Source organism: Pseudomonas sp. F-14 TE3482 (assembly GCF_053629455.1).
The window spans coordinates 3,831,226-3,856,326 of record NZ_JBRJII010000001.1 but is presented as its reverse complement, the minus strand read 5'-3'; the positions used below and the strand labels follow the sequence as shown (position 1 = coordinate 3,856,326).

The following is a 25,101-nucleotide window of genomic DNA, read 5'->3' as shown; positions in this document are numbered from 1 at the left end:
ACCAACGAGCCGCCGGCGATCAACGCGCCGGCTTTGAGCACATCCCGACGGCCATACCTGGTTGCATTGCCTGACATGGCGGCAGCTCTACCCGAACATCCGCATGAGTGTTATCAACTTGCGAATGCTCAAGTCCGGACTGCGTCGCAGGTTGCGCAACAGCGCACGCAGATTGGCCAGGCTCATCTTCGGTTTTGTAAAACGCTTGGGCATGCGCTGTCCCCACTGCGCCATTGCCTCGGGGCTCACGGGATGAATGCCCGTAGGCTGTGCAGCCGTGAAAATATCCCCGTCGCAGTAATGCTCGTGCTTATCGCCCCAAGGGTCTTGCCAGTAATCGAAGATCTGACTGCCCAGAATGTGTCGGCCGATGCCCCATGAGTGCACCCAACCGCGCTCGCGCAGGACGCGTTGCCCCATGCCCACAGCGTCGGCATCGACGACCTCATAGGCGCTATGGCTATAGGTCGCCATGAACCCTTGCGCTATCGCGAGCGTATGGTGATCCGCAGGAGTGTCACCAAGGTCAAGGCGCATAAAGGTGACAATAGGTGTGCCATCGGGGAGTACCTGCACATCGCTGGGAATCAACCCGAAATGCTTCGTATACCAGGCGCAGGTCGCCTGGTAGTCGGCCACTTCGATGACGATGTGGCCCAGTTTGAGGACTTCAGCCGGAGCGATCGGCGGGCGCTGCGTGGCGTTGATACGCGGTTGCTCCTGCGCCAGATTCCAGGAAAGAGGAGCTCTGTGTCCCAGCGTTATACCTGCCGTCTGGTCGCAAACAGCTTCCACGATGAATCCGGAAGGATCGGTGAGTTTGACGCAATACCCACCACCAGGATGTTCTGATTTTTCTACCAATGACGCGCCTGGGATGCGCGTCAGTTTTTCCAGATCCTTGAGCGACTGGACGGCCAGTCCGAACCCGACAAAACGTGCATGTTCTGCACGATGGACACGGTAACAATATGCAGTGGGGACGGTGGCGCGCAGGTAAAGCGTATCGGCGTCCTGCTGACTTACCGACAGGCCGAAGTCGGTCAGGAACCGCGCCGCCTCGTTCAAGTCCGGCCGTTGAAAGATCAGGTGAGTCAGATCCTGGGCCTTCACCGTCGGTTGCGGATGCCGGGCAGGTTGTGGTGTCGCTAACCGGGGCATTTCATTTTTGTGGGTCATTGTTCTTGTTTTCCGGGTTTTCAGGGTAAAACCGTCCCCGCACCCCTGAAAATCCAGGGGTGTCTGGTTGACTCGGTTAATGAATCAGTCGAGGGAAGGCAGTACTGGCAACTCAGTGGTCGCCAGCGCTCTAGCCTCTTCGGGCGGTACGCCCAATGCCCGCAGCACCAGCTCGGCCGTGTCAGAGCCCGATTCGCGCCACGTCCTGTGGCCTTCCAGCACCAGGAAAATCGAGCCCAGGACACTGCTCGATATCAGCGTCATTACCGAGAGCAATTGCCCCTTTTCAAACGTGTACCGCCCACTGGACAGTCCGCTCAGAAGATCGGTCGTCGCTTGGCTGCTGAACATTTCGCGCAACGAAGCATTGCTCATGGCGAATTTATGGATGAACGCCCCCCACTGAGAGTCTTCGTGCGCTCGACGAATGAACAATCGAATGCCATTGGCAAGGCGCTGAGCCGGATCAGTGAGGGAGTTGAAGCTCTTGTTGACACGCTCATGCATCTCCTTCGCGAGATGGCTGGCGACCGCCTCGAACAGGCTTTCCATGTTGTCGATGTTGCTATAGACCGTTCCGCGCGCCACGCCTGCCTCTTGTGCGAGGTCAAGAATGTTCACTTGTGAGGTGCCTCTTTCAGCGAACAGGCGAAAGGCGGCTTGATGAATACGGCGCTGTGTTGGGTTCAGGGATTCCACGGTTCTCTCTCCAGGATTACCTTATGGCCTGATTGAACACTTGTGTTCAGTTTACGTCAACAACGTTTTTTGAATTAAATACGTTTTTCTCAATGAGATCCTTTCTATGGCGTAAAAGACCGGGTAGATCGATTGGATATGCCAGGATCGTTGAAGGGCTCTACACATTGACACAACTGAACACGCGTGTTCAGCTATGTCGTGTTTCTGGCTCGCCGTCCCGGCAGGTCATCAAACCGGCCCCTCGATGCAAACCAGGAGCTCAACAACCTGAGCAAGCACTGTGCAGACGGTGCTCAAACGGTATGACCCTTAGCGATGGCTGGCCGAATTCTCATCAGCTGAAGGACAGAACATGACCGGCTCAAAGCTCTTCAAACCGCTTCGTTTGCCTAACGGCACGGTGATTCCCAACCGAATCGCCAAGGCTGCCATGGAGGAGAATCTTGCCAATGAGGATCACGCTCCAGGGGATGCGCTGGTTAAGCTCTACCGGCGTTGGGCGGACGGTGGGGCCGGCCTGATCATCACTGGCAACGTCATGGTTGACCGCCACGCCTTGACCGGACCCGCTGGCGTAGTGCTTGAGGACGATCGGAACCTGGGCCAGTTCAGGCTATGGGCCGATGCTTGCCGCAGTCGCGGAGCCCAGGCCTGGATGCAAATCAATCATCCCGGACGGCAGCTATTGGCCTCCATGGGGCAATCGGCACGGGGCCCCTCCGCGGTGGCTGTCGACATTCCCGGACTATCAAAGGCCTTTGTGCCGCCCAGAGCCTTGAATGAGCAGGAGATCGAAGAGCTGATTGAGCGCTATACCCGGGCCGCAGTGCTGGCTGAGCGTGCCGGATTCACCGGCGTGGAGATTCATGCAGCGCATGGTTACCTGTTCAGCCAATTCCTCTCCCCCTTGACCAACCGGCGTAGCGACCGCTGGGGAGGCAGCCTGGAAAATCGTGCGCAAATTCTCCTGCAAACCATCGATGCAATACGCCGGCGAGTGGCACCGATCTTTTGCGTCGCTGTGAAGCTCAATTCCGCGGACTTTCAACGCGGTGGTTTCGATGCCGAGGATGCGGCGCGCGTGGTGGAAATGCTCAACGCCAAGGCGGTCGACCTGGTCGAATTGTCCGGTGGCAGCTACGAAAGCCCGGCGATGCAGGGGCAAACCCGCGATGGCAGCCGCCTGGCTCGAGAAGCGTATTTTCTCGAGTGCGCGGAAAAAATAGGAAAAATCGCGCGCATGCCGCTGATGGTCACCGGCGGCGTGCGCAGAAAGGAGGTCGCGGAGCGAGTGGTGAGCGGCTCGGTGTCGATGGTGGGGCTTGCCACTGCGCTGGCAATCGAGCCGGCCCTGCCAAGCCAGTGGATGGCAGGTCAGGACACCGAAGTGGAGCCGATCGTCGTCCGCTGGAAGAATAAGGCGCTGGCGTCGCTTGCAGTGGCGTCGGTGGTCAAGAAGCAACTCGGCTTGTTGAGCCAAGGCAAACAGACAAAACCCAGGACGTCGCCACTCATGGCATTAATCGGCAATCAGCTGAAATCTCGTCGCCAGGCGAAGAACTATCGGCAATGGATTGGCCGGGCTTAGCCGGCCGAGGATGACATCAGGACTAGGGTAGCGGCTTACCGGCGATTTTCTTGGCTCTGGCAGGTGTTACGCCCAGCGCCTTGAGAATCATCTCGGCAACCTGCAGATCGTGCTCCGCCACCGCACGCCCTTCTACAACCGAACGCATGGCGCCGGTGGTGCACGATACGACCATGTCCAGGGCGATCCCTTCGTCCTCATAAGCGAAAGTCCCCGCGCGCAGCCCTTCACGCAAGTCGCCCAGCACATGGGCGGCCAAGCGCGAGCGCATGGTCTGATCGGAATGGATGATGCGCAGCAGTGCGTTAGCCCATTGATGGTCGTACGCGGCCCGGCAGATAAACATGCGCACGCCAATCGAAAGCCGCTGTGCACCGCAGTGTACGTCCGAGCTCAGGGCGGAAATGGCATCGGAGAACTCGCTCGCTATGGCGATGCCAACCGCCTCGAGGACTTCGTCGCGCGTTCGAAAATAGTTGTAGATGGTGCCGTTGGAGACCGCGGCCTCCGCGGCGACATCGAGCAGTGCAATCTCCCCCACTTCCTTGCGTGCGACCAGACGCAGCGCCGCGTCCACCAGGCCGCGACGGGTGCGTTCCCGCTTCTTGTGGCCTCGAGTGAGAGGCTCTTGCTCAGTTGCTTCTGAAGGAAAAATGGGGGAAGGCATCTTCACGCTCTTAATCGAGGAGGCTCGTTTATGGTAATGGAAACGTTGTCGGCCGTGGAATCGGCGCTACCCATCAGGATCTGGCAGTCTCGAACCAGGCTGCCTGCCTGTGCGCCGGGAGCGTGATGCATGATGATACGGTCGGGGCGGATCGCGACGAGCGTGCCTTTGGCAGCCAGCGCCAGGATGTCATGGTTCAGGTCTTCGATGAAGTCGCAAGCGCTGTCGGAGCGCTGACCGCAGGGTCCGATCTGCAAGAAGTGGCCTCCCATCTGTATCCAGGAAAAGACCTCGGCAGCGCTCAGCAGCGACAACGGGTCGACACCGAATCCGACCAGGGTCAGGTTGTGTCCAAGCGCATCGTCGCTCAGTTGGATCTGCTGTTGCGTGTTGCGTACCCAGGCCTGGGGAAACAGGCTGCCACGCACCAGTTTGTCGCCACGACGATGACGCATGAACAGACCGTTTTTGAAGATGTTCTTCGGTTTGATGTCCAGTTGTTCGAAGTACTTTCTGGAAGCGGGAGTCAACGCCAGCGCGCGCATCATTGCGTGGATGAAGAAAGCGGCGACCTTGTTTCTTGGCATCACCAGACGGCCCATGAGTTTTGCCAGATTGATCATCGCCTGGGCATGGGGGCGGCGCTCTACGTCATAGGTATCGAGTACTGAAGGCGCGGCTTGGCCGTGAAGGACCCAGGCCAGTTTCCAGGCGAGGTTGGCGCCATCTCGAAGCCCCGCTACGAGACCTTGCCCGACAAAGGGGGGAGTAATGTGGGCCGCATCCCCTACAAGGAAAACTCGCCCCTTGCTGAACCTGTTGCAGCAGCGCGCGTGGAATCGATACACCGCCTTGCGCTCGATTTCCAGCGCCTGCGGATTGATCCATGGCGCAATCAGCCGGGCGATGCTTTCCGGGCTTTCCAGCTCTTCCCGGGATTCGCCTGGGTGCAGCATGAACTCCCAACGCTCCCTTCCGCCGGGCGCAGGCATGTGCGGCGTTGGGCGCAGTGGATCACAGAGAAACTCAACGTGATCAATGGCGGACTTATGCCGGTTTTTTACATCGACAATCAGCCAATCCTCTGCATAGGTTTGTCCTTCGAATTCCTGGCCAATCAAGGCCCTGACCCTGGAGCTGGCACCATCCGCACCGATCAGGTATCGGGCGCGAATGAAATGCAGAAGGCCGTCCTGATCCCGCACGGAGGCGACGACACAATCCGATTCCTCGACCAGATTCTCGAGCTCGAAGCCACCCAGGCTGGTCACCGACTTCAGCCCAGAAACCTGTTTACGCATCGCGTGTTCGAGGTCGGGTTGATAGAAAGTCACCAGTTTGGGGTGGCCGTCGATGCACCCGGCGGTGTTGGCCCGACTGAATTGTCCGAGGACCGGGGAATGCATCTTCACTTCAGGGATAGCGATCTTCTCGAAAGCATCTTCCGACAATCCGGCGAGTTGCAGGATGCGAAGCGCCTCGTTGTCCAGAGCGATGGCACGAGGCATTAGCAGGACCTCATGGGTCTTGTCCATTACCAGTGTCTTTACTCCATAGCGGCCGAGCAGCGCCGCGATTGTCGCCCCTACCGGGCCGTTACCGACGACCAGCACATCGACGGCGGCGGGAGGCAGTTGCGAAGCTTTTTTGTTGTTGTTCATCTCGAGCCCTTGTTGTGATTGAAGTGGTGAGACGCGCCGGTCTCATCGTCAGGCAAGGTCAAGGTATGTAAAATTGAGACATATTTCAATATTGAAATTTTCGTCATTACCATTTCAAGATCATTACCGCCTCGGAATGAGGCTCTATGTTCTGTGCCGAAGGTGTCAGGGGGCCTTGCGCAGTCGCAACGTCTCATCGAATTGTCCCGCGACGGAGAGCGGGTAGCGTCTGCATCGATTTCCGACCGACGAGGCTTGGCTTATGAGCCGATCAGCGTTGTTATTGGAGTAATGGCCCAGTGCTAGAAACTATGTTTTAGTCTTCAGGAATCCAACGTGGCGCGTCCGCAGCCTCATCCGAACCCAGTCCAGCTCTGCTTCGTCGAGTTCGAGCTCGACGAAGCCAACGCCTGCTTGTTACGTAACGGAGAAGCCGTGGCGTTGGCACCAACGCCCTTCACTCTGCTGTGCGCACTTGCACGCCAACCCGGATCGCTGGTGACCAAAGATGCTTTGCTTGATGCCGTGTGGGGGCATCGGTTCGTCAGCGATTCGGTGCTGAAGACAGCCATCAGCGATCTGCGCAAGGTGCTGGGCGATGACCCCAGGCAGCCCCGCTTCATTGAGACTGTGTCGCGGCGCGGCTATCGCTTCATCGCCGCGCCATCCCCTGCCCCTTCGATGCCGCCGGCATCCGCGACGGTGCCGGCGGCCGGTGCGTATCCGTCGCCGCCATTCATTGGTCGCACCGACAAACTTTCAAAACTGCAGCGCGCGTGGGAGCGGGCTTACGGAGGGCAACGCGCAGTGGTCTGGCTTGCCGGAGAGCCGGGGATTGGCAAGACCACGTTGATCGAACACTTCCTCGCCAGCCTTGGTGACATCGCCTGCGCACGTGGCCATTGCGTGGAGCACTACGGCACCGGCGAGCCGTACCTGCCGGTGCTGGAAGCGTTGGCCGATCTGTGCCGCAGCGACCCCACCCTGCCGACGCTGCTGCGCGCCGTGGCACCAACCTGGTTGCTGCAACTGCCGTGGCTGAGCACCGCGCAAGAGCGAGACGCATTGCGGCGCGAGCTTGCCGGCATCGGTCCGGATCGCATGCTGCGGGAAATGGGCGAACTGCTGGACCGCTACACTGAGCAGCGGCCACTGTTGCTGGTAACCGAAGACCTGCATTGGAGCGATCGAGCGACGGTCCAGCTCATCGACTATGTGGCGCGGCGACGGGGCCGCACGCGGCTTATGTGGCTGGCGAGCTTCCGCGTCGCCGAAGTGGTGGCGCTTGATCATCCACTCAACTCGTTGCGCCACGAACTGCGCCTGCAACGTCTGTGCGAGGAAGTGGTGCTCGACCCGTTCTCGGAAACCGAGGTCGCTGACTATGTCGCGCTGCGCTCAGCCTCTCTGGCCCGCGATGAAACCTTCGTGCGTGCCCTGCACGAGCGCACCGACGGTGTGCCGCTGTTCGTCTCGTCAGTCATCAGCGAAGTGATGGACACAACGGGCGACGACGCCACCATCGAGGCCCGGCTGACGGGGATGGCGGTTCCCGAGAACCTCGCGGCCATCATTGATCACTACATCACCAAGCTCGGGCAGGAGCAGCTTGCGCTGCTCTCGGCGGCAGCGGTATGCGGAGTCGAGTTCCGGGTCGAGACGGTTTCGCTGGCCCTCGAACGCGACCTCGCTTCGGTGGCCCACGCCTGCGAGGAACTGGTGCGCGAGCAGGTGTGGCTCACGCGGTCGCGGGCCGCCGAACTTGAAGAGACGGTGGAGCTACCCTACTCGTTCCGCCATGCCCTCTTCCGCCAGGTACTGTACGACCGCACGCCGCGCTCATTGCGTACCCACCTTCATCGCCAGGTTGGCATTGCGCTCGAGCGCGAGCGCATGGCCGGCATGCCGGTTGCTGCCTCGGAGCTGGCGACGCACTTCGACCGGGCCCGGCAGCCGATGATCGCGCTGCACTACTACGCCGAGGCCGCGGAAGCCGCGCTGCTGCACTTCAGCCCAGCCTTGTGCTTCGGTCTCACTGAGCGCGCGATGGTCCTGCTGTGGCAGGCGCCGGAAGGGATGGAGCGCGATACGCTCGAAATTACCTTGGCCACGCTGCAAGGCGTGTCGGCTTTCCATACGCTCGGTGTCGGCAGCGAAGCCAGGAACGCGTTCGAACGCGCGTACACGCGGCTAACGGATGTACCCGAGCATCCGATGCGCGGTCGCCTGCTGCACGGATTCGGCTATCTGCTCGGTCTGCGCGGCGACTATACGTTGGCGCTGGCGGTCGCGGAACGCGCCGAAGCCCTCTCGACCCAAGCAAACGATCCAGCACTCATGCTGGTGGCGTGCATCGTGCAGGGCGAGGTTCACCATCTCCAGGGGCGCACGCAGGCGACCCGCCGATGGCTTGAGCGCGCACTCGCAATCGCCGAGCCGCTGGACATCGGGGCGAACGAGATCTTTGCGGCCGATCCTCAGGTCATGCTGCATGGCATGCTGGCCATAGAACTCGTGCGTTCTGGCCTGGTTGAGCAAGGCCGGGCTCATATGCAACTGGCGCGCAACCGCGCACAAACGCTTCGCCAGCCTATGACCTGGCTGGTCGCCACCTGGCAGGAGGTGTTGATCGAAGTGCGAATGGGAAACCCTGTGCGTGTGGCAGCGCTGGCTGACGACATGCAGACATTGGTCGACGAGTATTCGCTCGCACTGGGGCGCACGGCTTGCCGCTGGTGGCGCGGCTGGGCCGACGCGCGCAACGGCGCACCGCGCGACGGCTACCGCAGCATCCGCGAGGCCTACGAAGAACACACCGGACTCGGCATGCGCTCCGGTGCCAGCGAGGTACTCGGCTACGCCGCCGAGGCGTTGCTGCTGGCGGGTGATTGCGATGCCGCGCGAGTCGAACTACAGGAAGCCCTACACGTTGGGGAAGAACTGGGCGAGCGCGTATACCTGCCGCAATTGTTGCTGCTGGAGGCAGCGATTGCGCGGACGCAGGGCCGGCTCGATGCCGGCAACATTGCGGTGCGGCATGCGGTTGAGGAGGCGCGCACCCAGGAAGCACCGTGGCTGGAGCTGCAGGCGTTAGTCGAACTGTGTGGGCACCACGACGCTACGACCGAGGACCGCCAGGCCCTGGCGGCGCTGCTTGACCAGTTGCCCGAAACGGAGGGAACCGAGCTGGTGAAACGTGCGCGCTCGCTGCTTCAGGGCGCAAAGTCGGCTTGATGAGTTAAGGGCGCAAACTTGTGGGAGTGAGCCTGCTCGCGATGACGGCGGTACATTCAGCATCAATATTGGCTGACCGGCCGCCATCGCGAGAAGGCTCGCTCCCGCAGGTATCTGCTTTGACCAAGGGATTGGTGAACGACACCGATCTGGGAGCGGTGCTATCGCGACCGAAGTCTGACCTTTCGCTTACGACTCGACCAGGGGACGCGGTCTACGCTGTCGTCGAATTTTCTTGCCCCCTGGTCTGTGATGAGTCTGAACCCTGAATCCAAGTACCCCAATCGTCGCTCGTACGTCCTGAAGCTGCGTAGCGATGCCACGCCCGGAGCCCTCGCGGGCCGCCTTGAAAACCTGGTCACCGGGCGTCAGCGCGAGTTTTCGTCTGCCGAGGAATTGCTGGAGTCGATTGACTCGGACCTCACGTCGGCGGCCGACGAGCACGCGGCAAATGCCGACGGCGAGTGACGCCTCCAACATGAATGAGCGCTCGATATGGCGACCGAACGGCGACGTTTCGCTGACGACTTCGCGCATACCGGGCCCTACGCTGATGCCACCTCGAATCTATACGAGTCCAATCCGATGCTGCGATGTCCCCTTCCCCTTCCGTTGTCCCGCTACGCCGGGCAGACGCCCTTGCAACATGCCGAACGCCTGTTCGGCATCGTCGTGGGTGCGGCGCTCGCCGCGTCTATCGCGCTGGTCTTGACCGGTTGCTCTACTGAGGTCGCCAAGCCGTCGGTAGACCTGCCGGCCAAGTTCGCCGCAAGCACGGCCTCCGAAATGGAACCCGAAGCCGCGTGGTGGGAGACGTTCAACGACCCGGTGTTGACGGATCTGGTGCGCCGCGCGATGCGCGAAAACCGTGATATCAAGATCGCCGCCGAGCGTGTGCGCACCGCTCGTGCCGGTGAGACGATCAGTCGCTCCTGGCTCTTTCCGAGTGTCGGAATGTCCGCCTTCGGCTCCGACCGTAGCAGCGGCTACAGCACGGCCAAGAAGCAGGGTTATCCAGATACCGAGACCGTGGGCGCCGGTCTGGACGTCTCTTGGGAACTTGACCTCAGCGGACGCCTACGTGCTGGAGCAGCGGCGGCCGAGGCCGAGGCACTGGCTGCGGAGGACGGCGTGCGCGGCGTGCGTCTGCTGGTGATGAGCGACATCGCCAGCAACTACTTCACGCTGGTTGGCGCACTGCGCCAGGCCGAAACATTAGGCGCGATCTCCAAGGCGCAGGACGAAACACTGCGCCTGGTTAATGCGCGCCACCGTGTAGGGTTGGCGACCTCTTTCGACGTCGAGCGCGCGCAAACCGATGCCGCATCGGCGCGCGCGCAAATCCCACCGCTGGAGACGCTGGCAGCCGTATCGCGACATCGCATCGCGGTGCTGATCGGGGATCAGGCCTTTAACGCCATGAGCATCCAGCCCTCCCGTGGCAACGCGGTGGCGCCCGAGGCCCGCAAGGGGCAGCCCGCCACCCTGCTACAGCGTCGGCCTGATGTATTGGCGCTGATGGCGCAGCTCGATGCCGCCAATGCGCGCCGTAAACAAGCTGCGGCTGAGTGGTTCCCGCGGCTGTTCCTCGGCGCATCCTACGGCCGCCAGGGTCTTGAGCTGAACGGTCTGGACCTGGGCGCCGCACGCTTCACCAACGTGGCCGGTCTGCTCGCGATGCCGATCTTCAACGCCGGGCGCACACGCGCGATCAACGAGGTTGCCGAGAGCGGCCAGCGTGAGGCGCTATTGCGCGCCGAGGACGGCATTGTGCGCGCACTCGAAGACGTGGAGAACGCCCTCGTCACGCAGACGCAAGAGCGTCAGCGCGCCCAGTCATTGCAGTCGGCCACCGAGTCCGCAGAGGCGGCACTGAGCCACGCGCAATCGCTCTACGACAGGGGGCAGATCGACCTGTTGCCGCTGCTCGACGCGCAACGGGCACGCCTGGCAGTGCGCCTGAATGCCAACGACAGCAACACCCGGCTGCTGCTCGATAGCGTGCAGCTCTACAAGGCACTGGGCGGGGGCTGGCAGGTGTTCGAACAACCCGCTACTCCCACCGCAGCCACCACAGCCGACCGGCCACCACTTTCCTAAGAAACTGCCGTTTTTCAAAGAGGAACCGCCTTGAAAACCTCCCTTACTGCGGCCGGCGCCTTGGCCGTAGCCGTCATGCTGTCCGCGTGCAGCCCGGATCAGCCGACCGTTCAGGCACCACGACCAGTACGCACCGTTGAAATCAGCTACGACAATGCCCGCGACATCAGTCGCTACGTGGGCACCGTACAGTCGCGACATGAAGTCGACCAGGCCTTCCGCGTGGGCGGCAAAGTCGCCCAGCGCAACGTCGATGTAGGCCAGTTTGTACGCGAAGGCAGCATATTGGCTGTGCTGGATGACAGCGACTACCGCCTCGCTGAAGAAGCGTCTCGACAACAGTGGGCGGTTGCCGCCGAGCAGACACGCCAGGCCGATTCGGACCGCCAGCGCCTGACCGCGCTGAAGGCTGACGGCTCGGTCAGTGCGGCCGATGACGAGCGTGCGCATACAAATGCCCAGACTGCGCATGCGACCGCCGAGGCCGAGGCGCGAAAGCTTGAGCTCGCGCGCAACCGGCTCAAATACACCGTGCTGCGCGCCTCGCGTAGCGGCGTCGTCACGGCTGTTCGCGTTGAGACCGGGCAAGTCGTGGCTGAGGGCCAACCGGTTGTCTCGATCGCGAATCCCGATGAATCCGAGATCGTTGTCGATGTGCCCGAGGATCAGCTGTCCGTCTTCAAGGAGGCGCGTTTCAAGGCCTCGCTGGCCAGTGCGCCGAACGAGATCTTCGATGTCACGCTGCGTGAGCTGTCGCCCCAGGCTGCGGCGCAAACGCGCACCTATCGCGCGCGGCTCAAGCCGATGCAGGCGCTGCCGCTGGGTGCCACTGCCACGGTAACGGCCGAGCGCGTAATGACCAGTGTCTCGGTGGCAGCGGTGCCAGCCACGGCACTGACGCAAAGCGGCGGCCAGCCTGCCCTGTGGGTGGTCACGCCCGTGGGCAAGGATCCGGTCGGCGTCGTCGAATTGGTGCAGGTGGCGGTGCTGGGCTACCGCAACGACGAGGTGCTCGTCTCCGGGCCGCAGGCCGGTGCATTGGTCGTTACCGCCGGGGTGCAGAAGATGGCCTCGGGACTTAAGGTCGCGCTTCCCGGCGCGGCGATTGTTGACGCGAACATCACGCAGCAGGCCGCCCGATGAACAACTTCAACCTCACCAACTGGGCGCTGCGCCATCGCGCCATCGTCCTGTTCATGCTCCTCATTGTCGCAGTGGCCGGCGCCTTCAGCTTCACCAGGCTCGGTCAGCTCGAGGATCCGAACTTTTCCGTGCCCTCCATGACCGCCATGGTCATCTGGCCGGGCGCCACCGCTCAGCAGATGCAGGACCAGGTTCTCAACCGCATGGAGAAGAAATTCGAGCAGATCGACAACTTCGAGAAGGTGGTCACCTACGCGCGGCAAGGCTACGCGGGCATGACGCTCACCGTGCGCGGCGGCACCTCCAAGGCTGACCAGCGCGAGGCCTGGTATCAGGCGCGCAAGAAACTCAACGACCTGAGCCGCGAGCTGCCTGACGGTGTGATCGGCCCGATCGTAAACGACGAATACGGCGACGTGTATGGCCTGATGTACGCGGTCAAGGGCGACGGTGTCGGTCACGCCGACCTGTCGGACGCGGCCGAGGACATCAAGCGCCGCATGCTGAAGGTGCCGATGGTCAAGAAGATCGATGTCATCGGCAAGCAAGCCAAGCGTGTCTACGTTGAGTTCTCGCACGAGCGCCTGGCAGCGCTGGGCATTACACCGTTGGCCATCGCCGAAAGCCTCAAGAGCCAGAACGCCCTGTTGCCCGCAGGTCAGATCGACACCCGCGGCGACCGCGTCATGGTGCGCGTGAGCGGCCAATTCGCCAGCGAAGAGGCTATCCGCAACATGCCCATCTCCGCAGGCGGCCGGCAGATCAAGCTCGGCGACATTGCGACCGTTACACGTGGCTTTGAGGATCCGCCGACCTACACAGTGCGCCACAACGGCCAGCCAGTGCTGATGCTCGGCATCACGATGACCAGCGACGGCAACATCGTGGACCTTGGCAAGGCGATGGACACGGCAGTCGCCAAGATCCAGTCGGAACTTGCGCATGGTGTGGAGCTGGAGCTCGTGGCCGACCAGCCCACCACGGTGAAGGATGCTATCCACGACTTCGCGCACGCGCTGGCTGAGGCGCTGATCATCGTGATCGCAGTGAGCCTGGCCAGCCTGGGCTGGCGCGCTGGCCTTGTGGTCGCGACCACAGTGCCGCTGGTGTTGGGCGGCGTAGCGCTGGTGATGCTGGCGATGGGCTGGAACCTGGAGCGTATCTCGCTCGGCTCGCTGATTATCGCATTGGGATTGCTGGTGGATGACGCCATCATCGCCATCGAGATGATGGTGGCGAAGATGGAAACCGGTATGGACCGCGTAAAGGCGGCCGCCTTCTCCTATCAGTCCACCGCCATGCCGCGCCTGACCGGCGCACTCATCACCGTCGTGGGCTTCCTGCCGATCGGCCTCTCGAAGTCCACCACCGGCGAGTACGCGGGTGGCATTTTCTGGATCGTCGGCGCCGCGGTGCTGTTCTCGTGGATCTGTTCCGGCATCTTCACGCCGTACCTGGCGGTCAAGATGCTGCCCAACGACTTGGGCAAGCACCAGCATGGTGATCTGTACGACACGAAGTTCTACCGGACCCTGCGCCGCCTGATCGACGCCGCCATCGAGCGTCGCTGGGTGGTCATCGGTGCGACGTTTGGCGCTCTGGTGCTTGCTCTGGCCTGTATCAAGCTAGTGCCGCAGCAATTCTTCCCCAACAGTTCGCGTCCTGAACTGGTCATTGACCTGCGCGCCAAGGAAGGTTCCTCGTTCGCCGCGACGACCGAGCAGGTCAAGCACATGGAGGAGATCCTGGCGAAGGACGAGGACGTGCGTTTCTATACCGCCTACACCGGCGCCGGCGCACCGCGCTTCTATCTCTCGCTCAACCCCGAGCTGCCAAATCCGGGATTCGCCCAGTTCGTTGTAATGACCAAGGACCTGGATGCACGCGAGCGGGTGCGTGAGCGGCTGGTGACCTCGGCCGACCAACAATTCCCGCAGGCGTGGGTGCGCGTGACCCGGCTCGAGTTGGGGCCGCCTGTCGGCTACCCGGTACAGTTTCGCGTCGTCGGCCCCGATACCCAGGTAGTACGCCAAATCGCCCGCGACGTGGAGAAGGTGGTTGCGTCCAACCCGAAGGTGCGCGACCTGCAGCTCGACTGGAACGATCCGGTGCGTACCCTGAAAGTGGAACTTGATCAGGACAAGGCGAGCGCGCTGGGCCTCACGCCGACCGATGTGTCGCTGGCGACCCAGACCGTGATGAACGGCGCAACCCTGTCGCAGCTGCGTGAGCATGAGGACCTGATCGACATCGTCGCCCGTGCCGTGCCTGAGGAGCGCTTGAGCCTCGACACACTGAAAGACATCAACCTCTACACCCGCCAGGGCACGGTGGTGCCGTTGTCGCAAGTCGCACAGGTGCGCTCCGAACTGGAAGAGCCAGTGCTGTGGCGCCGCAACCGCGATATGGCGATCACGGTGCGTGCCGACGTGAAGGATGGCGAACAAGGTGTATCGGTGACGCAGGAGATCCAGCCGTTGCTCAAGGATATCGAAGCGAAGCTGCCGTCGGGCTACCGCATCGACGTGGGCGGCGCGGTGGAGGAAAGTGACAAGGCCAACAAGGCACTGCTGGCGGTGGCCCCGCTGATGCTGATCAGCATCCTGCTGTTGCTTATGCTGCAACTGCAGAGCTTCTCTCGCATGTGGATGGTGGTGCTGACCGCACCGCTGGGCCTGATCGGTGTGGTGCCGGCGCTGCTGGTGTTCCAGTCGCCGCTGGGCTTCGTCGCAATCCTGGGCATCATCGCATTGGGTGGCATGATCATGCGCAACTCGGTGATCCTGATCGATCAGGTGCAAACCGAAATCGCCGAAGGGCGCGACCCGTGGAATGCGGTGCTGGATGCCGCCATTCACCGGGCCCGTCCAGTGATGCTGACGGCGCTGGCCACCGTGCTGGCAATGATCCCGCTGACGCGCAGTGTGTTCTGGGGGCCGATGGCAATTGCGATCATGGGCGGCCTTACCGTGGCGACGCTATTGACGATCTTCTTCGTCCCGGCGTTATACGCCGCCTGGTTCAAGGTGGGTCGCCAGCCGGCCGCTGACAGCCAACAGGTACGGGAGGATGCCGCACTCGCTTCTGAGTGATGTATGCCGTGACACTGTGTTCCGGACCTCACCGCTATTAGAAAGGCTTGCTCAGCGCCGTTTCTGAAAACAACAGAGGTCAGCCGCGAGGTTCTGCGAAACCTGCTTTCTTTCGCCTCCTCGCGGCTATTCCCACTGACAACGGCAAGCCCCCGCTACCCCTGTTTATGGCGCGTCGACGGCTACAGGACGCACAAGGAGCGCCCCGAGCAGCCACCTGCCACGTAGAGCAGCAGAGTTGCTTTTATCAGTCGAAAACTACTAGCAGCGCTACTTGCAGAAATATCAGTTCTGCTAATACCCTTGTCACCATGAAAACACGCCGCCCCCTTACCCCTGAAGAAGTCGCCGAGAGCACCAGGCTCAAGGCTATTTACGACCAGCGAAAGTCTGCCGCCAAAGCGGCTGGATCAAATCTCACTCAAGCGGATGTGGCTGAGGCTTGCGGATGGTCTGGCCAAAGCGCCTTCAGTCAGTACGCAACCGGCAAGGTTCCACTGAACGTCGAGGCACTCCTGAAACTGGCAAAAGCCTTGCGCTTCGATGCCAGCGAAGTGAGCCCACGCCTGATGTCGACCGTTGCCAGCGTCCAGCTTTCCGAGCGCATCCAGCCAAGCGTATTGATGTCGGACATCGAACCTTGGGATGACGACACGCCCCTGGATGACGATGAAGTCTACGTTCCCTTCCTGCGCGAAGTGGAACTGGCAGCCGGATCAGGCCGTTTCGTGATTGAGGAAAGCGACACTGCCCGGCTGCGCTTTTTCAAGAAAGACCTTCGCCATAACAGCGTTCAGTTCAGCAACGCGAAGTGCGTGGTTGTCAGCGGCAACAGCATGCTGCCAGTGCTGCGTGACGGCGCAACCGTGGGCATCGACGTCGGCAAGAGCTCACTGGGCGATATCGTTGACGGCGACATGTACGCCATCAACCACAACGGTCAGCTACGGGTGAAGCAGGTTTACCGCCTACCGACGGGCATCCGCCTGCGCAGCTTCAATCGCGACGAGCATCCGGATGAGGACTACACCTTTGCAGAAGTTCAGGAACAGCAAATCGTGATCCTGGGCCACGTGTTCTGGTGGGGAATGTTTGCCCGCTGATTGACGTTCACATGCCCGGTGGGCGATGTATACGCAATGATGTGCCCGGACTGGCGACGGTCAGCAGTTTTATGAAAGCAACCCACTCTTTATGGATACGGAAATTCAATGAAAAACCCTAAGCTTTTGTTCTCCCTATCATGCGCCATTGCCATCTCGCTGCTGAGCGGCTGTGCTGCTTCCGTTAAAAGCGGCGGCACTGAAACGCTGGCTATCCAAGAATCAGCCAAGCAAAACCTGGTCGTAAATTTCCAAGGGAATAGCAAGGTTCTGCAGAACGAAGACTGGCCTCGCTTAAAACAGGAATGGAATGCGGCCCTGCAAAACGAAGCTACTCGAGCGGGCTACAGCCTTACTGAGACTCAGGCATTAAGCTCCTCTGGCAAAGACGGTGTGGACATCAAGATCAACGTGACCAACTTTCGATACCTGACGCCAGGTGCGCGCTACGGCGCGGGCGTGATGGTCGGTAACGCCTGGGTCAACTCAAGCGCAGATTACTCAGACTTGAAGTCGGGCCGCCTGATTGGCACCCGGACCTATGACACGTCATCGTCTGCGTGGGAGGGTGTCATGTCAGCCATGACCAAAGAGCAGGTTGAAGCTATTGCGCAGCAAATCATAAGCGACATTAAAAACGCCAAGGCGAAGTAACCCGACAGTTAAGCCTTTGTGGCGAGCGAGCTTGCTCCGGGCGGCGTTCCGACGCTGGGCTGCGTAGCGGCCCCAAAAATCCGATAACAATCACCGGATTTTGTGAGTGCTGCGCACTCAAGCGCGAGCATGCCTCCCTCGCCACAGGTTTCTCACTGACTCAAGACTCTCTTAAGTGAACAGCATTGCGCCTAGCGCAGGTGTTTCTACGCTCAACCAAAATATTATTAGCAGTGCTATTTACATTAAAAATAAGCACTGCTACTTTTATCTTCAAGGATCGCAAGTCGTACCGCTCTTTAGATCTGCGATGGTGGACGATGTGGTTGACCGAACCGATGCATGACCCGGAACCGGACGCGAGCAACAACGAAAGCATCACTTCTGCCCATTCATCGAGTGGGCAGTGGGATGTAGGCCTACATCAAAAGCGAAAGGCTCAACGGAGCAAAAGGTGACATCAACATGAATTAAGGAAAATGACCATGACCGTAGACATCAGCAACTACACAATCGCAACACCGCTTCCTATCTCCGAGACCAACCCCATCGCACTTGAGCTCATCGGCTGGCGGGCGCTGCTTGAATGCCCGGAAGTCATTTCGATGCTTCCAGATGGTTCGCTGCAAATGACGGCGCCGACGCTCGGCGCTTCGAGCAAAAGCACGCACCGCACCCGCTGCGAGTGGAAAGAGCCGGGTTATTGGCTGTTCGCCAGCGCTGCTGACCATTGGAACCGCCAAGAAATGCGCCTGACGAAGGTCAACTCGCTGCAGAAGGTCGTGATCGGCCAGATTCATGTGCAGGGCTCAGAGCGACCACCGGTGAAAGTGTTTTGGAACAAAGGCCGAATCACCATGGGGTTCCGGTCGAGTTATCTTCAAGAAGACCCGGTGAACTCCACGGTTCTGGAAAACGTGCCGCTCGGCGCCCTTTTCAAAATCAACATTCACGCCAATTCGAATGGCGCGGTCTCCGTTTCGGCGAGCTGTAACGGCGTCAAATCGACCTCCGCAATCATGCGCCTCGACAACACCTGGGACACGAAAACGCTGGCCTTCCACGGCGGTGTGTACAACCAGATCGATTACTCCGACACCACCGACCCCGAAGACGGTTCGGTGTGCATCATCAGCGACCTTTCCATCACCCACGTTTGATATCGCGCAGCCTGTAGGAGCCAGCCGTGCGGCGATCGACGCACCGCTGGCTCCTACGAAAAGCGGCCGGATCAACTCTTTACGTGCAGCGTATCATCGTGCAACGACTGGAAGTCATCCACCACCTTGTCTGTAGTAATGACCGCATCAAGGCCCCAGTCGCCAGGCACGTGCCAATCCTCTCCAAACATCTCCGCCGGATGCATCGTCCGTTCGGAACCATTGCCGCATGCCAGGGACTTCGCCGGACAATACAGGTCGCATCCCCAACAGATCCGTTCGGGGTGCTTGGGGTTGACGGGGAAGTTCTTGGCCATGCCGATCTCCGATCATTGAGTGGCGTTTTTCCAACCTACAGCCCTTGCGCAATGCCAGCCTTGATACATATCAAGAACCGGCATCGAGCCCCCTGCGCCATCCTGAGCCAACCGTTTAATTACTCAAAACTTGATAACAATCATTATTGTTCGCAGCAAAGCTTCCTAGACTCGGGCTCCTTCTCATCGGTGTTCAGGAAGCTATTATGCGTACCCCTTTTTCGCTATCACTCGCCCTGCTCTTGCTCACACCACTGGCTCACGCCAAGGAATACCCGATCGGGGAACCACAGTTGTGTCCCGGGCTGGAAGTCGGGGCGGTGTATTTGCAGCCGATAGAAATGGCACCTGCGGGGATGATGCGCGCCACCGCGGATTCCGACGTCCACCTGGAAGCTGACATTCGCGCCACTGCGGACAATCGGCAGGGCTTTCAGGAAGGCAGTTTCGTCCCCTACCTGAACGTCTCTTTCAACCTGAAAAAACACGGCAGCGACCCCGAGATCAAAGGCGATTTCCACGCCATGGTGGCCAACGACGGTCCGCACTATGGCGACAACGTAAAGCTGCTTGGCCCCGGTAAATATCAGCTGACGTTCACCGTCCTGCCACCCGGCGGTCATGGCTCCCTCGGGCGCCACACCGATAAGGAAACCGGTGTCGCTCCCTGGTTTGAACGCTGCGAACTGCACTACGAATTCATCTATGCCGGCATCGGTAAAAAAGGCGGCTATTGAATGAAGCGCCTGCATCTTGCCTGGCTGATTGTGGCCGGAACAGTTGCACCGTTGACGGCCCATGCCGAGTTGCCGAGCTACGAACTGGTTCTGCGCGATGGCCACTTCACCCCTGCCTTGCTGGAGGTGCCGGCCGGACAGCGCTTCAAGATCGTTCTGAAGAACGCCGGCCAAGGTCCGGCCGAGTTCGAGAGCACGCCGTTGCGGGTTGAAAAAGTCCTGTCGCCGGGCGTGACGACCTTCGTGGTCATTCACCCCCTGAGGCCCGGTCACTACCCCTTTTTTGACGAGTTCAATCCGCAATTGCCCGAGGGCGGCATCCTCGCGAAATAACCTGTTAGCGCACGGAGCTTCCATGAATCAATCAATGTTCATCGTCTGGCGCGAAAGCGTCGAGGCGTTGCTGGTGATCGGTATTCTCCAGGCTTGGGCCAGCCAGCAAGGCCAACGTAATCGTCTGGTCAAATTCCTCTGGGCGGGTGTGGTGCTGGGGTTGATGCTCTCGGGCCTGCTGGCGGTGTTGATTCTGTTTGCCGGTGAGGCCATGAACGGGTCGGCCAGCGAATGGTTCCAGGCCGCACTCGCACTGGTTGCAAGTTTGTTGATGGTGCAGATGGTGGGCTGGATGCATCGCCACGGGCGCACCTTCAACCACGATTTGCGACGACACGCCGATAGCCACCTGGCTCGACAAGGGGGCGCAGGTCTATTACTGCTGGCCATGCTCGCAATCAGCCGCGAAGGCAGCGAAACGGTGGTTTTTCTCTATGGCGCCGGCGCCCGGTTGCGCGGTCCGCAGCTCGGTTTGTTTGCCGTCGGCGGCGTGTTGGGACTGGTGCTGTCGGCGCTGACCATCACGCTGCTGCACAGCAGTCGCCGATTCATTTCATGGCAGCGATTCTTTGCCATCAGCGAAGTTATCCTGCTCATGCTCGGCGCAGCGTTGCTGGTCAGCGGGACCGAACGAATCGGCGGCCAACTGCTCGCCCTGGATTTGCCGGACGTGGTTTACAGCCTCGTTGGCGAAGCGCTTTGGGACAGCAGCACGTTGCTGAACGACAGCCACGGATTGGGTGGTTTTCTTGCCGGGTTCGCCGGTTATCGGGCAAGCCCCAGTGGCCTGACCTTGTTGGTGTGGATCGGTTATTGGCTGGCCGTCGGCGGCTGGCTACGGCAACGGACTGCGGAAAACCTGCCATGCCCGACCTGAGCCGACGCAATCGATGGCTCCAGCGTCTGGGCGACGGGATGCGTCGCCATGCACCCGTCATCCGTGCGGTGCAGTGGGCTGTTGTAGTGTTTTACGCGGTGCTGTTGGTGACCCCGGCGCTGTTGCCCCTGCCAGACAGCCAGGCACGGATACTCGACAACCTGACCTTGCTCGCGCAGTTTCTATTCTGGGGGATCTGGTGGCCGTTCGTGTTGCTGTCGATGGTGTTCTTCGGCCGACTCTGGTGTGGCGTTTTGTGTCCGGAAGGTTCGCTCAGCGAATGGGCCAGCCATTACGGTAAAGGCCTGGGTGTGCCGCGCTGGTTGCGCTGGGGCGGCTGGCCAACCTTGGCGTTCTGCCTGACGACCCTCTACGGCCAGTTGATCAGCGTCTATGACTACGCCCAGGCCGCGCTGTTGATTCTGGGCGGTTCGACCGTCGCAGCGGTCATCGTCGGGTTGTTGTTCGCCCGGGGCAAGCGAGTCTGGTGCCGTTACCTGTGCCCGGTCAGCGGCGTTTTCGCCCTACTCGCCCGGCTGGCCCCTGTGCACTTTCAGGTCGATGAACAACGCTGGCTAGAAAATGCCGCACCGCGCCTGCCGCCGCCCAACTGCGCACCCCTGCTCGATATCCGCCGCCTGCAAGGCGCCAGTGATTGCCACGCCTGCGGACGCTGCAGCGGGCAGCGCGGGGCCGTTCAACTGATCGCCCGCTCCAGCAATCAGGAGATTCTTCACGCGACGGCACAGACGCTGTCCCCTTGGGATACACGCTTGCTGCTGTTCGGCGTGATCGGCTTGGCCATGGGCGCGTTTCAGTGGACGGTCAGCCCATGGTTTGTCGCTCTCAAACAACACTTGGCTCAGTGGCTGGTCGAACACGACCAACTCTGGGCCCTGCAGGACAACGCTCCCTGGTGGCTGCTCACCCATTACCCGCAGCTCAACGACAGCTTCAGCTGGCTCGACGGTTTCAGCATCGTCGCTTACCTGAGCTTGAGTTCGATTGTGCTCGGCACGGCGTTGATGCTGCTTCTGCGTCTGACGGCCCGACTGGCGAGAGATCGCACACTGTATTGGCCCCTGGCGCTGACACTCACGCCCCTGGGGGGTGCCGGCCTGTTTCTCGGGCTGTCGGCCACCACCGTCAAATTACTGCGTTATGAAGGTCTGCTGCTGGAGTGGGTACAACCGGCCAGGGCCTGTCTGTTATTGGCCGCGATGGGCTGGAGCCTGCTACTGGGTTGGAAACGGCTGAGTCGCGAAGGTCTTTCCCAGGTACGACGCGGGTCCGCCATCGCTTGCCTGCTCCTGGCCGAAAGCATGGTGGGATTTGGCTGGTGGTTGCAATTCTGGGGCTGGGCTTGAGTTCCCCAGCCCCCGTTACCCCCGCAGCACGAAGGCTGGAAACAACTCGCGCATGGCCTCCCACAACTCTGGCAGCAATGCTTGAGCCGACACGCTTGGCAGCAGCGGATCGAACATCCGTTCGGTGCGAACCAGTTGCACGGCAAAGCGTTTGACGCCGAGCGCATTCAAGCGTTTGGCCAGAATCAGCAGACGCGCCGGCTCGAACAGATGCCAATGCACGGTGGTGCGACATTCGTAATCGACACCACTGGCCAGCAGATGCTCGAGGCTGCGCCAGTTGGCGGTCCCGCTGCCCTCGACCCGGGTGATGGCCTGGCAATCCTCGGGCAACGCCTTGACATCGAAACCGACCCAATCCGCTCCGGTCAATGCCTTGGCAAATGCAGCAGGCTTGATGCCGGCGCTGTGCAAGCCGATGCGAAATCCCATGTCCCGCACTTCATCCATGGCGCCGAGCAAACCATCCTGCAAGGTTGGCTCACCACCGCTGAACACCACGGCATCAAGCAGGTCCTGACGACGTTGCAGAAATGCCAACACCCGCCGCCAATCCACTTCCTCACTGCCACGAGGGGGAATCAGCTGCGGGTTATGACAATAACGACAACGCCAGGCGCAACCCTGGCAAAACAGCACGCAGGCGAGCTGTCCCGGATAGTCGATAGTGGTCAGGGGCACCATGCCCCCGACCCGAAGCATTCGACTCATTGGCGCCCGGCCAGTGCCGCGCTTTCAGTGAAGTGCACCCGCTCGCGGTGCTCCGACTGTTTACCCGGATTGAACGCCGACACGGGACGGTGATAGCCCATCACCCGAGTCCAGACTTCGCAGCGTTGACGTTGAGCCTGGGGCAGTGTTTGCGATGCAGTCATGATGAAGCTCCTTGCGGTTGAGTGGATCGAAATCAATGAACGGTGCCGAGCTTCTGCTCTTGCAGCAGCAGTGCTTCGTCGCACTTGGGGCAGAACTCATGCTCGCCATCGAGGTAGCCGTGCACCGGGCAGATGGAGAACGTCGGGGTCACGGTCAGGTACGGCAGGCGGAAGCGGCCAAGGGCTTTTCGCACCAATTGCTTGCAGGCCTGGGTCGAGGAAATTCGCTCGGCCATGTACAGGTGCAGGACCGTGCCGCCGGTGTATTTGCATTGCAGTTCGTCTTGAAGTTCCAGGGCCTCGAAGGGGTCTTCGGTGTAGCCCACGGGCAGTTGCGAGGAGTTGGTGTAATACGGCGCCTGCACACTGCCGGCCTGGAGAATGTCGGGATAGCGCTTGAGGTCTTCCTTGGCGAAGCGGTAGGTCGTGCCCTCGGCCGGCGTCGCTTCCAGGTTGTACATGTGGCCGGTTTCTTCCTGGAATCGCAGCAACGTGGCACGCACATGATCGAGCATCTTCAGGGCAAACTGCCGGCCGTGCTCGGTGTGCATGCCCTCCTCGTCGCCGCTGAAATTGCGCAGCATTTCATGCAAGCCGTTGAGGCCGATGGTGGAAAAATGGTTGCGCAAGGTGCCCAGGTAACGCTTGGTGTACGGGTACAAACCGGCGTCCATGTGGTGCTGAATGACTTTGCGCTTGACCTCCAGACTCTCCATCGCCAGCTCCATCAATGCGTCCAGGCGCTGCAACAAACCACTGGTGTTGCCCTTGAACACATAACCCAGACGGGCGCAGTTGATGGTCACCACGCCGAGCGACCCGGTCTGTTCCGCCGAACCAAACAAACCGCCGCCACGCTTGAGCAACTCGCGCACATCCAGCTGCAACCGGCAGCACATCGAACGCACTTGATTGGGCTGCAGATCCGAATTGAGGAAGTTCTGGAAGTACGGCAGGCCGTAACGCGCGGTCATCTCGAACAGACGGTCGGCGTTTTCACTGTCCCACGGAAAATCATGGGTGATGTTGTAGGTCGGGATCGGAAAGGTGAACACTCGCCCTTTCGCATCGCCGGCCTGCATTACTTCGATGTAGGCGCGGTTGAGCAGGTCCATTTCGACCTGCAGGTCGCCATAGGCAAACGGCATTTCCTCCCCGCCGATGATGGGAATCTGCTCGCGTAAATCCTGCGGGCACACCCAGTCGAAAGTCAGGTTGGTGAACGGCGTCTGGGTGCCCCAACGCGACGGCACGTTGAGGTTGTAGATGAACTCCTGGATCGCCTGGCGCACCTCTTGATAACTCAGCTGGTCCTTGCGCACATAAGGCGCCAGGTAGGTGTCGAAGGAGCTGAATGCCTGAGCACCGGCCCATTCGTTTTGCAGGGTGCCGAGGAAATTCACCATCTGCCCCAAAGCGCTGCTCAAGTGCTTCGGCGGACCGGCTTCAACACGCCCCGGCACACCGTTGAGCCCTTCGTGCAACAGGGTGCGCAGCGACCACCCGGCGCAGTAACCGGCGAGCATGTCCAGGTCGTGCACATGCAAGTCCGCCTCGCGGTGGGCCTGGCCGATGGCCTCGCTGTACACCTCGTCCAGCCAGTAGTTGGCAGTGACCTTGCCCGACACGTTCAACACCAGCCCACCCAGTGAATAGCCCTGATTGGCATTGGCCTGAACCCGCCAGTCTTCACGGTCCAGGTACTCGTTCATCGAGGTCGCCACTTCGACCATGGTCCGGCGGTCCCGACGCAAACGCCCGTGTTGTTCGCGGTAGACGATGTAGGCCCGCATGGCGAAGAAGAAACCGGCGTCCATCAACACCCGTTCGACACGATCCTGGATCTGCTCGACATGCAGCCTTGGCAGTCCGTCCAGCTGAGCGAGTACCGCCTGAAGCAAACCTTCAACCTCAACCTCGGTGTACTCCCCCGTAGCCTTGCCGGCGGCGATCAACGCCTGACGGATCTTGTCCGCATCGAAGGCGACCAGACTGCCATCACGCTTGTGCAAGCGGTTACATCCAACTGAGATCAGCGTGCTCTGCATTCGGCCTCCAGATACTACATATAGATGTTTATAGACAAACAAACACAACATGCAGTGAAGACTACGGACAAAGGGCTGATCTGCAATTGATCGATATCAAGATTTGGCGGTGAAAAAAACCGCCCGGAGGCGGTGAAGGGAAATCCGGTGCGAACACTGTGGCGAGGGAGCTTGCTCCCGCTCGGCCGCGAAGCGGTCGTAATCCTGCACACTCAATTTGTCTGGATAATCGTGGTGCCTCATTTAGGGTTGCTTCGCAACCCA

General features: G+C 60.6%; 21 protein-coding genes. 13 read left to right on the top strand and 8 right to left on the bottom strand.

The window, feature by feature from the left end; genetic code table 11:
* Positions 1-87 precede the first annotated feature (87 nt).
* Both AB7M26_RS17425 and AB7M26_RS17420 read right to left on the bottom strand, forming a co-directional pair.
* Positions 88-1,179: a VOC family protein gene (locus AB7M26_RS17425; RefSeq protein ID WP_123495068.1), complete on the bottom strand. Its 1,092-nt coding sequence runs from the start codon at positions 1,177-1,179 to the stop codon at positions 88-90.
* Between the two features lie 84 nt (positions 1,180-1,263).
* Entirely contained in the window at positions 1,264-1,878 is a 615-nt protein-coding gene (locus AB7M26_RS17420; RefSeq protein WP_123495070.1) for a TetR/AcrR family transcriptional regulator, read from the bottom strand.
* A 355-nt stretch (positions 1,879-2,233) separates the two neighbouring features.
* Here AB7M26_RS17420 and AB7M26_RS17415 point away from each other — a divergent pair, with 355 nt between their 5' ends.
* On the top strand, positions 2,234-3,469 hold the full coding sequence (locus AB7M26_RS17415) for an NADH:flavin oxidoreductase/NADH oxidase family protein (protein ID WP_123495071.1): 1,236 nt from the start codon (positions 2,234-2,236) through the stop codon (positions 3,467-3,469).
* A gap of 22 nt (positions 3,470-3,491) precedes the next feature.
* On the opposite strand, the gene AB7M26_RS17410 is transcribed toward AB7M26_RS17415, so the two are convergent.
* Both AB7M26_RS17410 and mhpA read right to left on the bottom strand, forming a co-directional pair.
* On the bottom strand, positions 3,492-4,136 hold the full coding sequence (locus AB7M26_RS17410) for a TetR/AcrR family transcriptional regulator (RefSeq protein WP_123495072.1): 645 nt from the start codon (positions 4,134-4,136) through the stop codon (positions 3,492-3,494).
* Positions 4,137-4,138: 2 nt separating this feature from the next.
* Entirely contained in the window at positions 4,139-5,797 is a 1,659-nt protein-coding gene (gene mhpA, locus AB7M26_RS17405; RefSeq protein ID WP_123495073.1) for a bifunctional 3-(3-hydroxy-phenyl)propionate/3-hydroxycinnamic acid hydroxylase MhpA, read from the bottom strand.
* Positions 5,798-6,133: 336 nt separating this feature from the next.
* Between mhpA and AB7M26_RS17400 the strand changes: the two genes are divergently transcribed.
* From AB7M26_RS17400 to AB7M26_RS17365, 8 genes are all read left to right on the top strand, one after another.
* A complete protein-coding gene (locus tag AB7M26_RS17400; RefSeq protein WP_123495074.1) occupies positions 6,134-9,031 on the top strand; it encodes an AAA family ATPase in 2,898 nt (965 codons plus the stop codon).
* Positions 9,032-9,283: 252 nt separating this feature from the next.
* Positions 9,284-9,499: a hypothetical protein gene (locus tag AB7M26_RS17395; protein ID WP_123495075.1), complete on the top strand. Its 216-nt coding sequence runs from the start codon at positions 9,284-9,286 to the stop codon at positions 9,497-9,499.
* A gap of 117 nt (positions 9,500-9,616) precedes the next feature.
* The gene (locus AB7M26_RS17390) at positions 9,617-11,131 is read left to right on the top strand and encodes an efflux transporter outer membrane subunit (RefSeq protein WP_123495417.1); all 1,515 of its coding nucleotides are present in this window, start codon (positions 9,617-9,619) and stop codon (positions 11,129-11,131) included.
* Between the two features lie 30 nt (positions 11,132-11,161).
* On the top strand, positions 11,162-12,274 hold the full coding sequence (locus AB7M26_RS17385; protein WP_123495076.1) for an efflux RND transporter periplasmic adaptor subunit: 1,113 nt from the start codon (positions 11,162-11,164) through the stop codon (positions 12,272-12,274).
* A complete protein-coding gene (locus AB7M26_RS17380) occupies positions 12,271-15,366 on the top strand; it encodes an efflux RND transporter permease subunit (protein ID WP_123495077.1) in 3,096 nt (1,031 codons plus the stop codon). Before AB7M26_RS17385 ends, AB7M26_RS17380 begins: the two co-directional genes overlap by 4 nt.
* A 311-nt stretch (positions 15,367-15,677) precedes the next feature.
* Entirely contained in the window at positions 15,678-16,469 is a 792-nt protein-coding gene (locus tag AB7M26_RS17375) for an XRE family transcriptional regulator (protein ID WP_123495078.1), read from the top strand.
* Between the two features lie 108 nt (positions 16,470-16,577).
* The gene (locus tag AB7M26_RS17370) at positions 16,578-17,123 is read left to right on the top strand and encodes a DUF4410 domain-containing protein (RefSeq protein ID WP_123495079.1); all 546 of its coding nucleotides are present in this window, start codon (positions 16,578-16,580) and stop codon (positions 17,121-17,123) included.
* 485 nt (positions 17,124-17,608) lie between these two features.
* Positions 17,609-18,283: a polysaccharide lyase family 7 protein gene (locus AB7M26_RS17365; protein ID WP_123495080.1), complete on the top strand. Its 675-nt coding sequence runs from the start codon at positions 17,609-17,611 to the stop codon at positions 18,281-18,283.
* Between the two features lie 71 nt (positions 18,284-18,354).
* Here the strand turns inward: AB7M26_RS17365 and AB7M26_RS17360 are convergent, their stop codons facing one another.
* Positions 18,355-18,600, bottom strand: coding sequence for a DUF3079 domain-containing protein (locus AB7M26_RS17360; RefSeq protein WP_123495082.1), 246 nt, complete (start codon positions 18,598-18,600; stop codon positions 18,355-18,357).
* A 206-nt stretch (positions 18,601-18,806) separates the two neighbouring features.
* Between AB7M26_RS17360 and AB7M26_RS17355 the strand changes: the two genes are divergently transcribed.
* Genes AB7M26_RS17355 through AB7M26_RS17340 form a run of 4 tightly spaced genes read left to right on the top strand, consistent with a single transcriptional unit; the run spans position 18,807 to position 21,914 of the window.
* Positions 18,807-19,337, top strand: a complete 531-nt coding sequence (locus AB7M26_RS17355; RefSeq protein ID WP_038982871.1) for an iron transporter — start codon at positions 18,807-18,809, stop codon at positions 19,335-19,337.
* Positions 19,338-19,670: a cupredoxin domain-containing protein gene (locus tag AB7M26_RS17350; RefSeq protein WP_218396222.1), complete on the top strand. Its 333-nt coding sequence runs from the start codon at positions 19,338-19,340 to the stop codon at positions 19,668-19,670. It begins immediately after the preceding gene.
* Positions 19,671-19,692: 22 nt separating this feature from the next.
* Positions 19,693-20,547: an FTR1 family iron permease gene (locus AB7M26_RS17345; RefSeq protein ID WP_123495084.1), complete on the top strand. Its 855-nt coding sequence runs from the start codon at positions 19,693-19,695 to the stop codon at positions 20,545-20,547.
* The gene (locus AB7M26_RS17340) at positions 20,535-21,914 is read left to right on the top strand and encodes a 4Fe-4S binding protein (RefSeq protein ID WP_123495085.1); all 1,380 of its coding nucleotides are present in this window, start codon (positions 20,535-20,537) and stop codon (positions 21,912-21,914) included. The genes AB7M26_RS17345 and AB7M26_RS17340 overlap by 13 nt, the downstream gene beginning before the upstream one ends.
* Positions 21,915-21,929: 15 nt before the next feature.
* Here AB7M26_RS17340 and AB7M26_RS17335 read toward each other — a convergent pair whose 3' ends face one another.
* Genes AB7M26_RS17335 through AB7M26_RS17325 form a run of 3 tightly spaced genes read right to left on the bottom strand, consistent with a single transcriptional unit; the run spans position 21,930 to position 24,837 of the window.
* Positions 21,930-22,625, bottom strand: coding sequence for an anaerobic ribonucleoside-triphosphate reductase activating protein (locus AB7M26_RS17335; RefSeq protein WP_176466953.1), 696 nt, complete (start codon positions 22,623-22,625; stop codon positions 21,930-21,932).
* Positions 22,622-22,789, bottom strand: a complete 168-nt coding sequence (nrdD, locus tag AB7M26_RS17330; RefSeq protein ID WP_017338867.1) for an anaerobic ribonucleoside-triphosphate reductase — start codon at positions 22,787-22,789, stop codon at positions 22,622-22,624. The genes AB7M26_RS17335 and nrdD overlap by 4 nt, the downstream gene beginning before the upstream one ends.
* Positions 22,790-22,821: 32 nt before the next feature.
* Positions 22,822-24,837: a ribonucleoside triphosphate reductase gene (locus AB7M26_RS17325; protein ID WP_123495086.1), complete on the bottom strand. Its 2,016-nt coding sequence runs from the start codon at positions 24,835-24,837 to the stop codon at positions 22,822-22,824.
* Between the last annotated feature and the right edge of the window lie 264 nt (positions 24,838-25,101).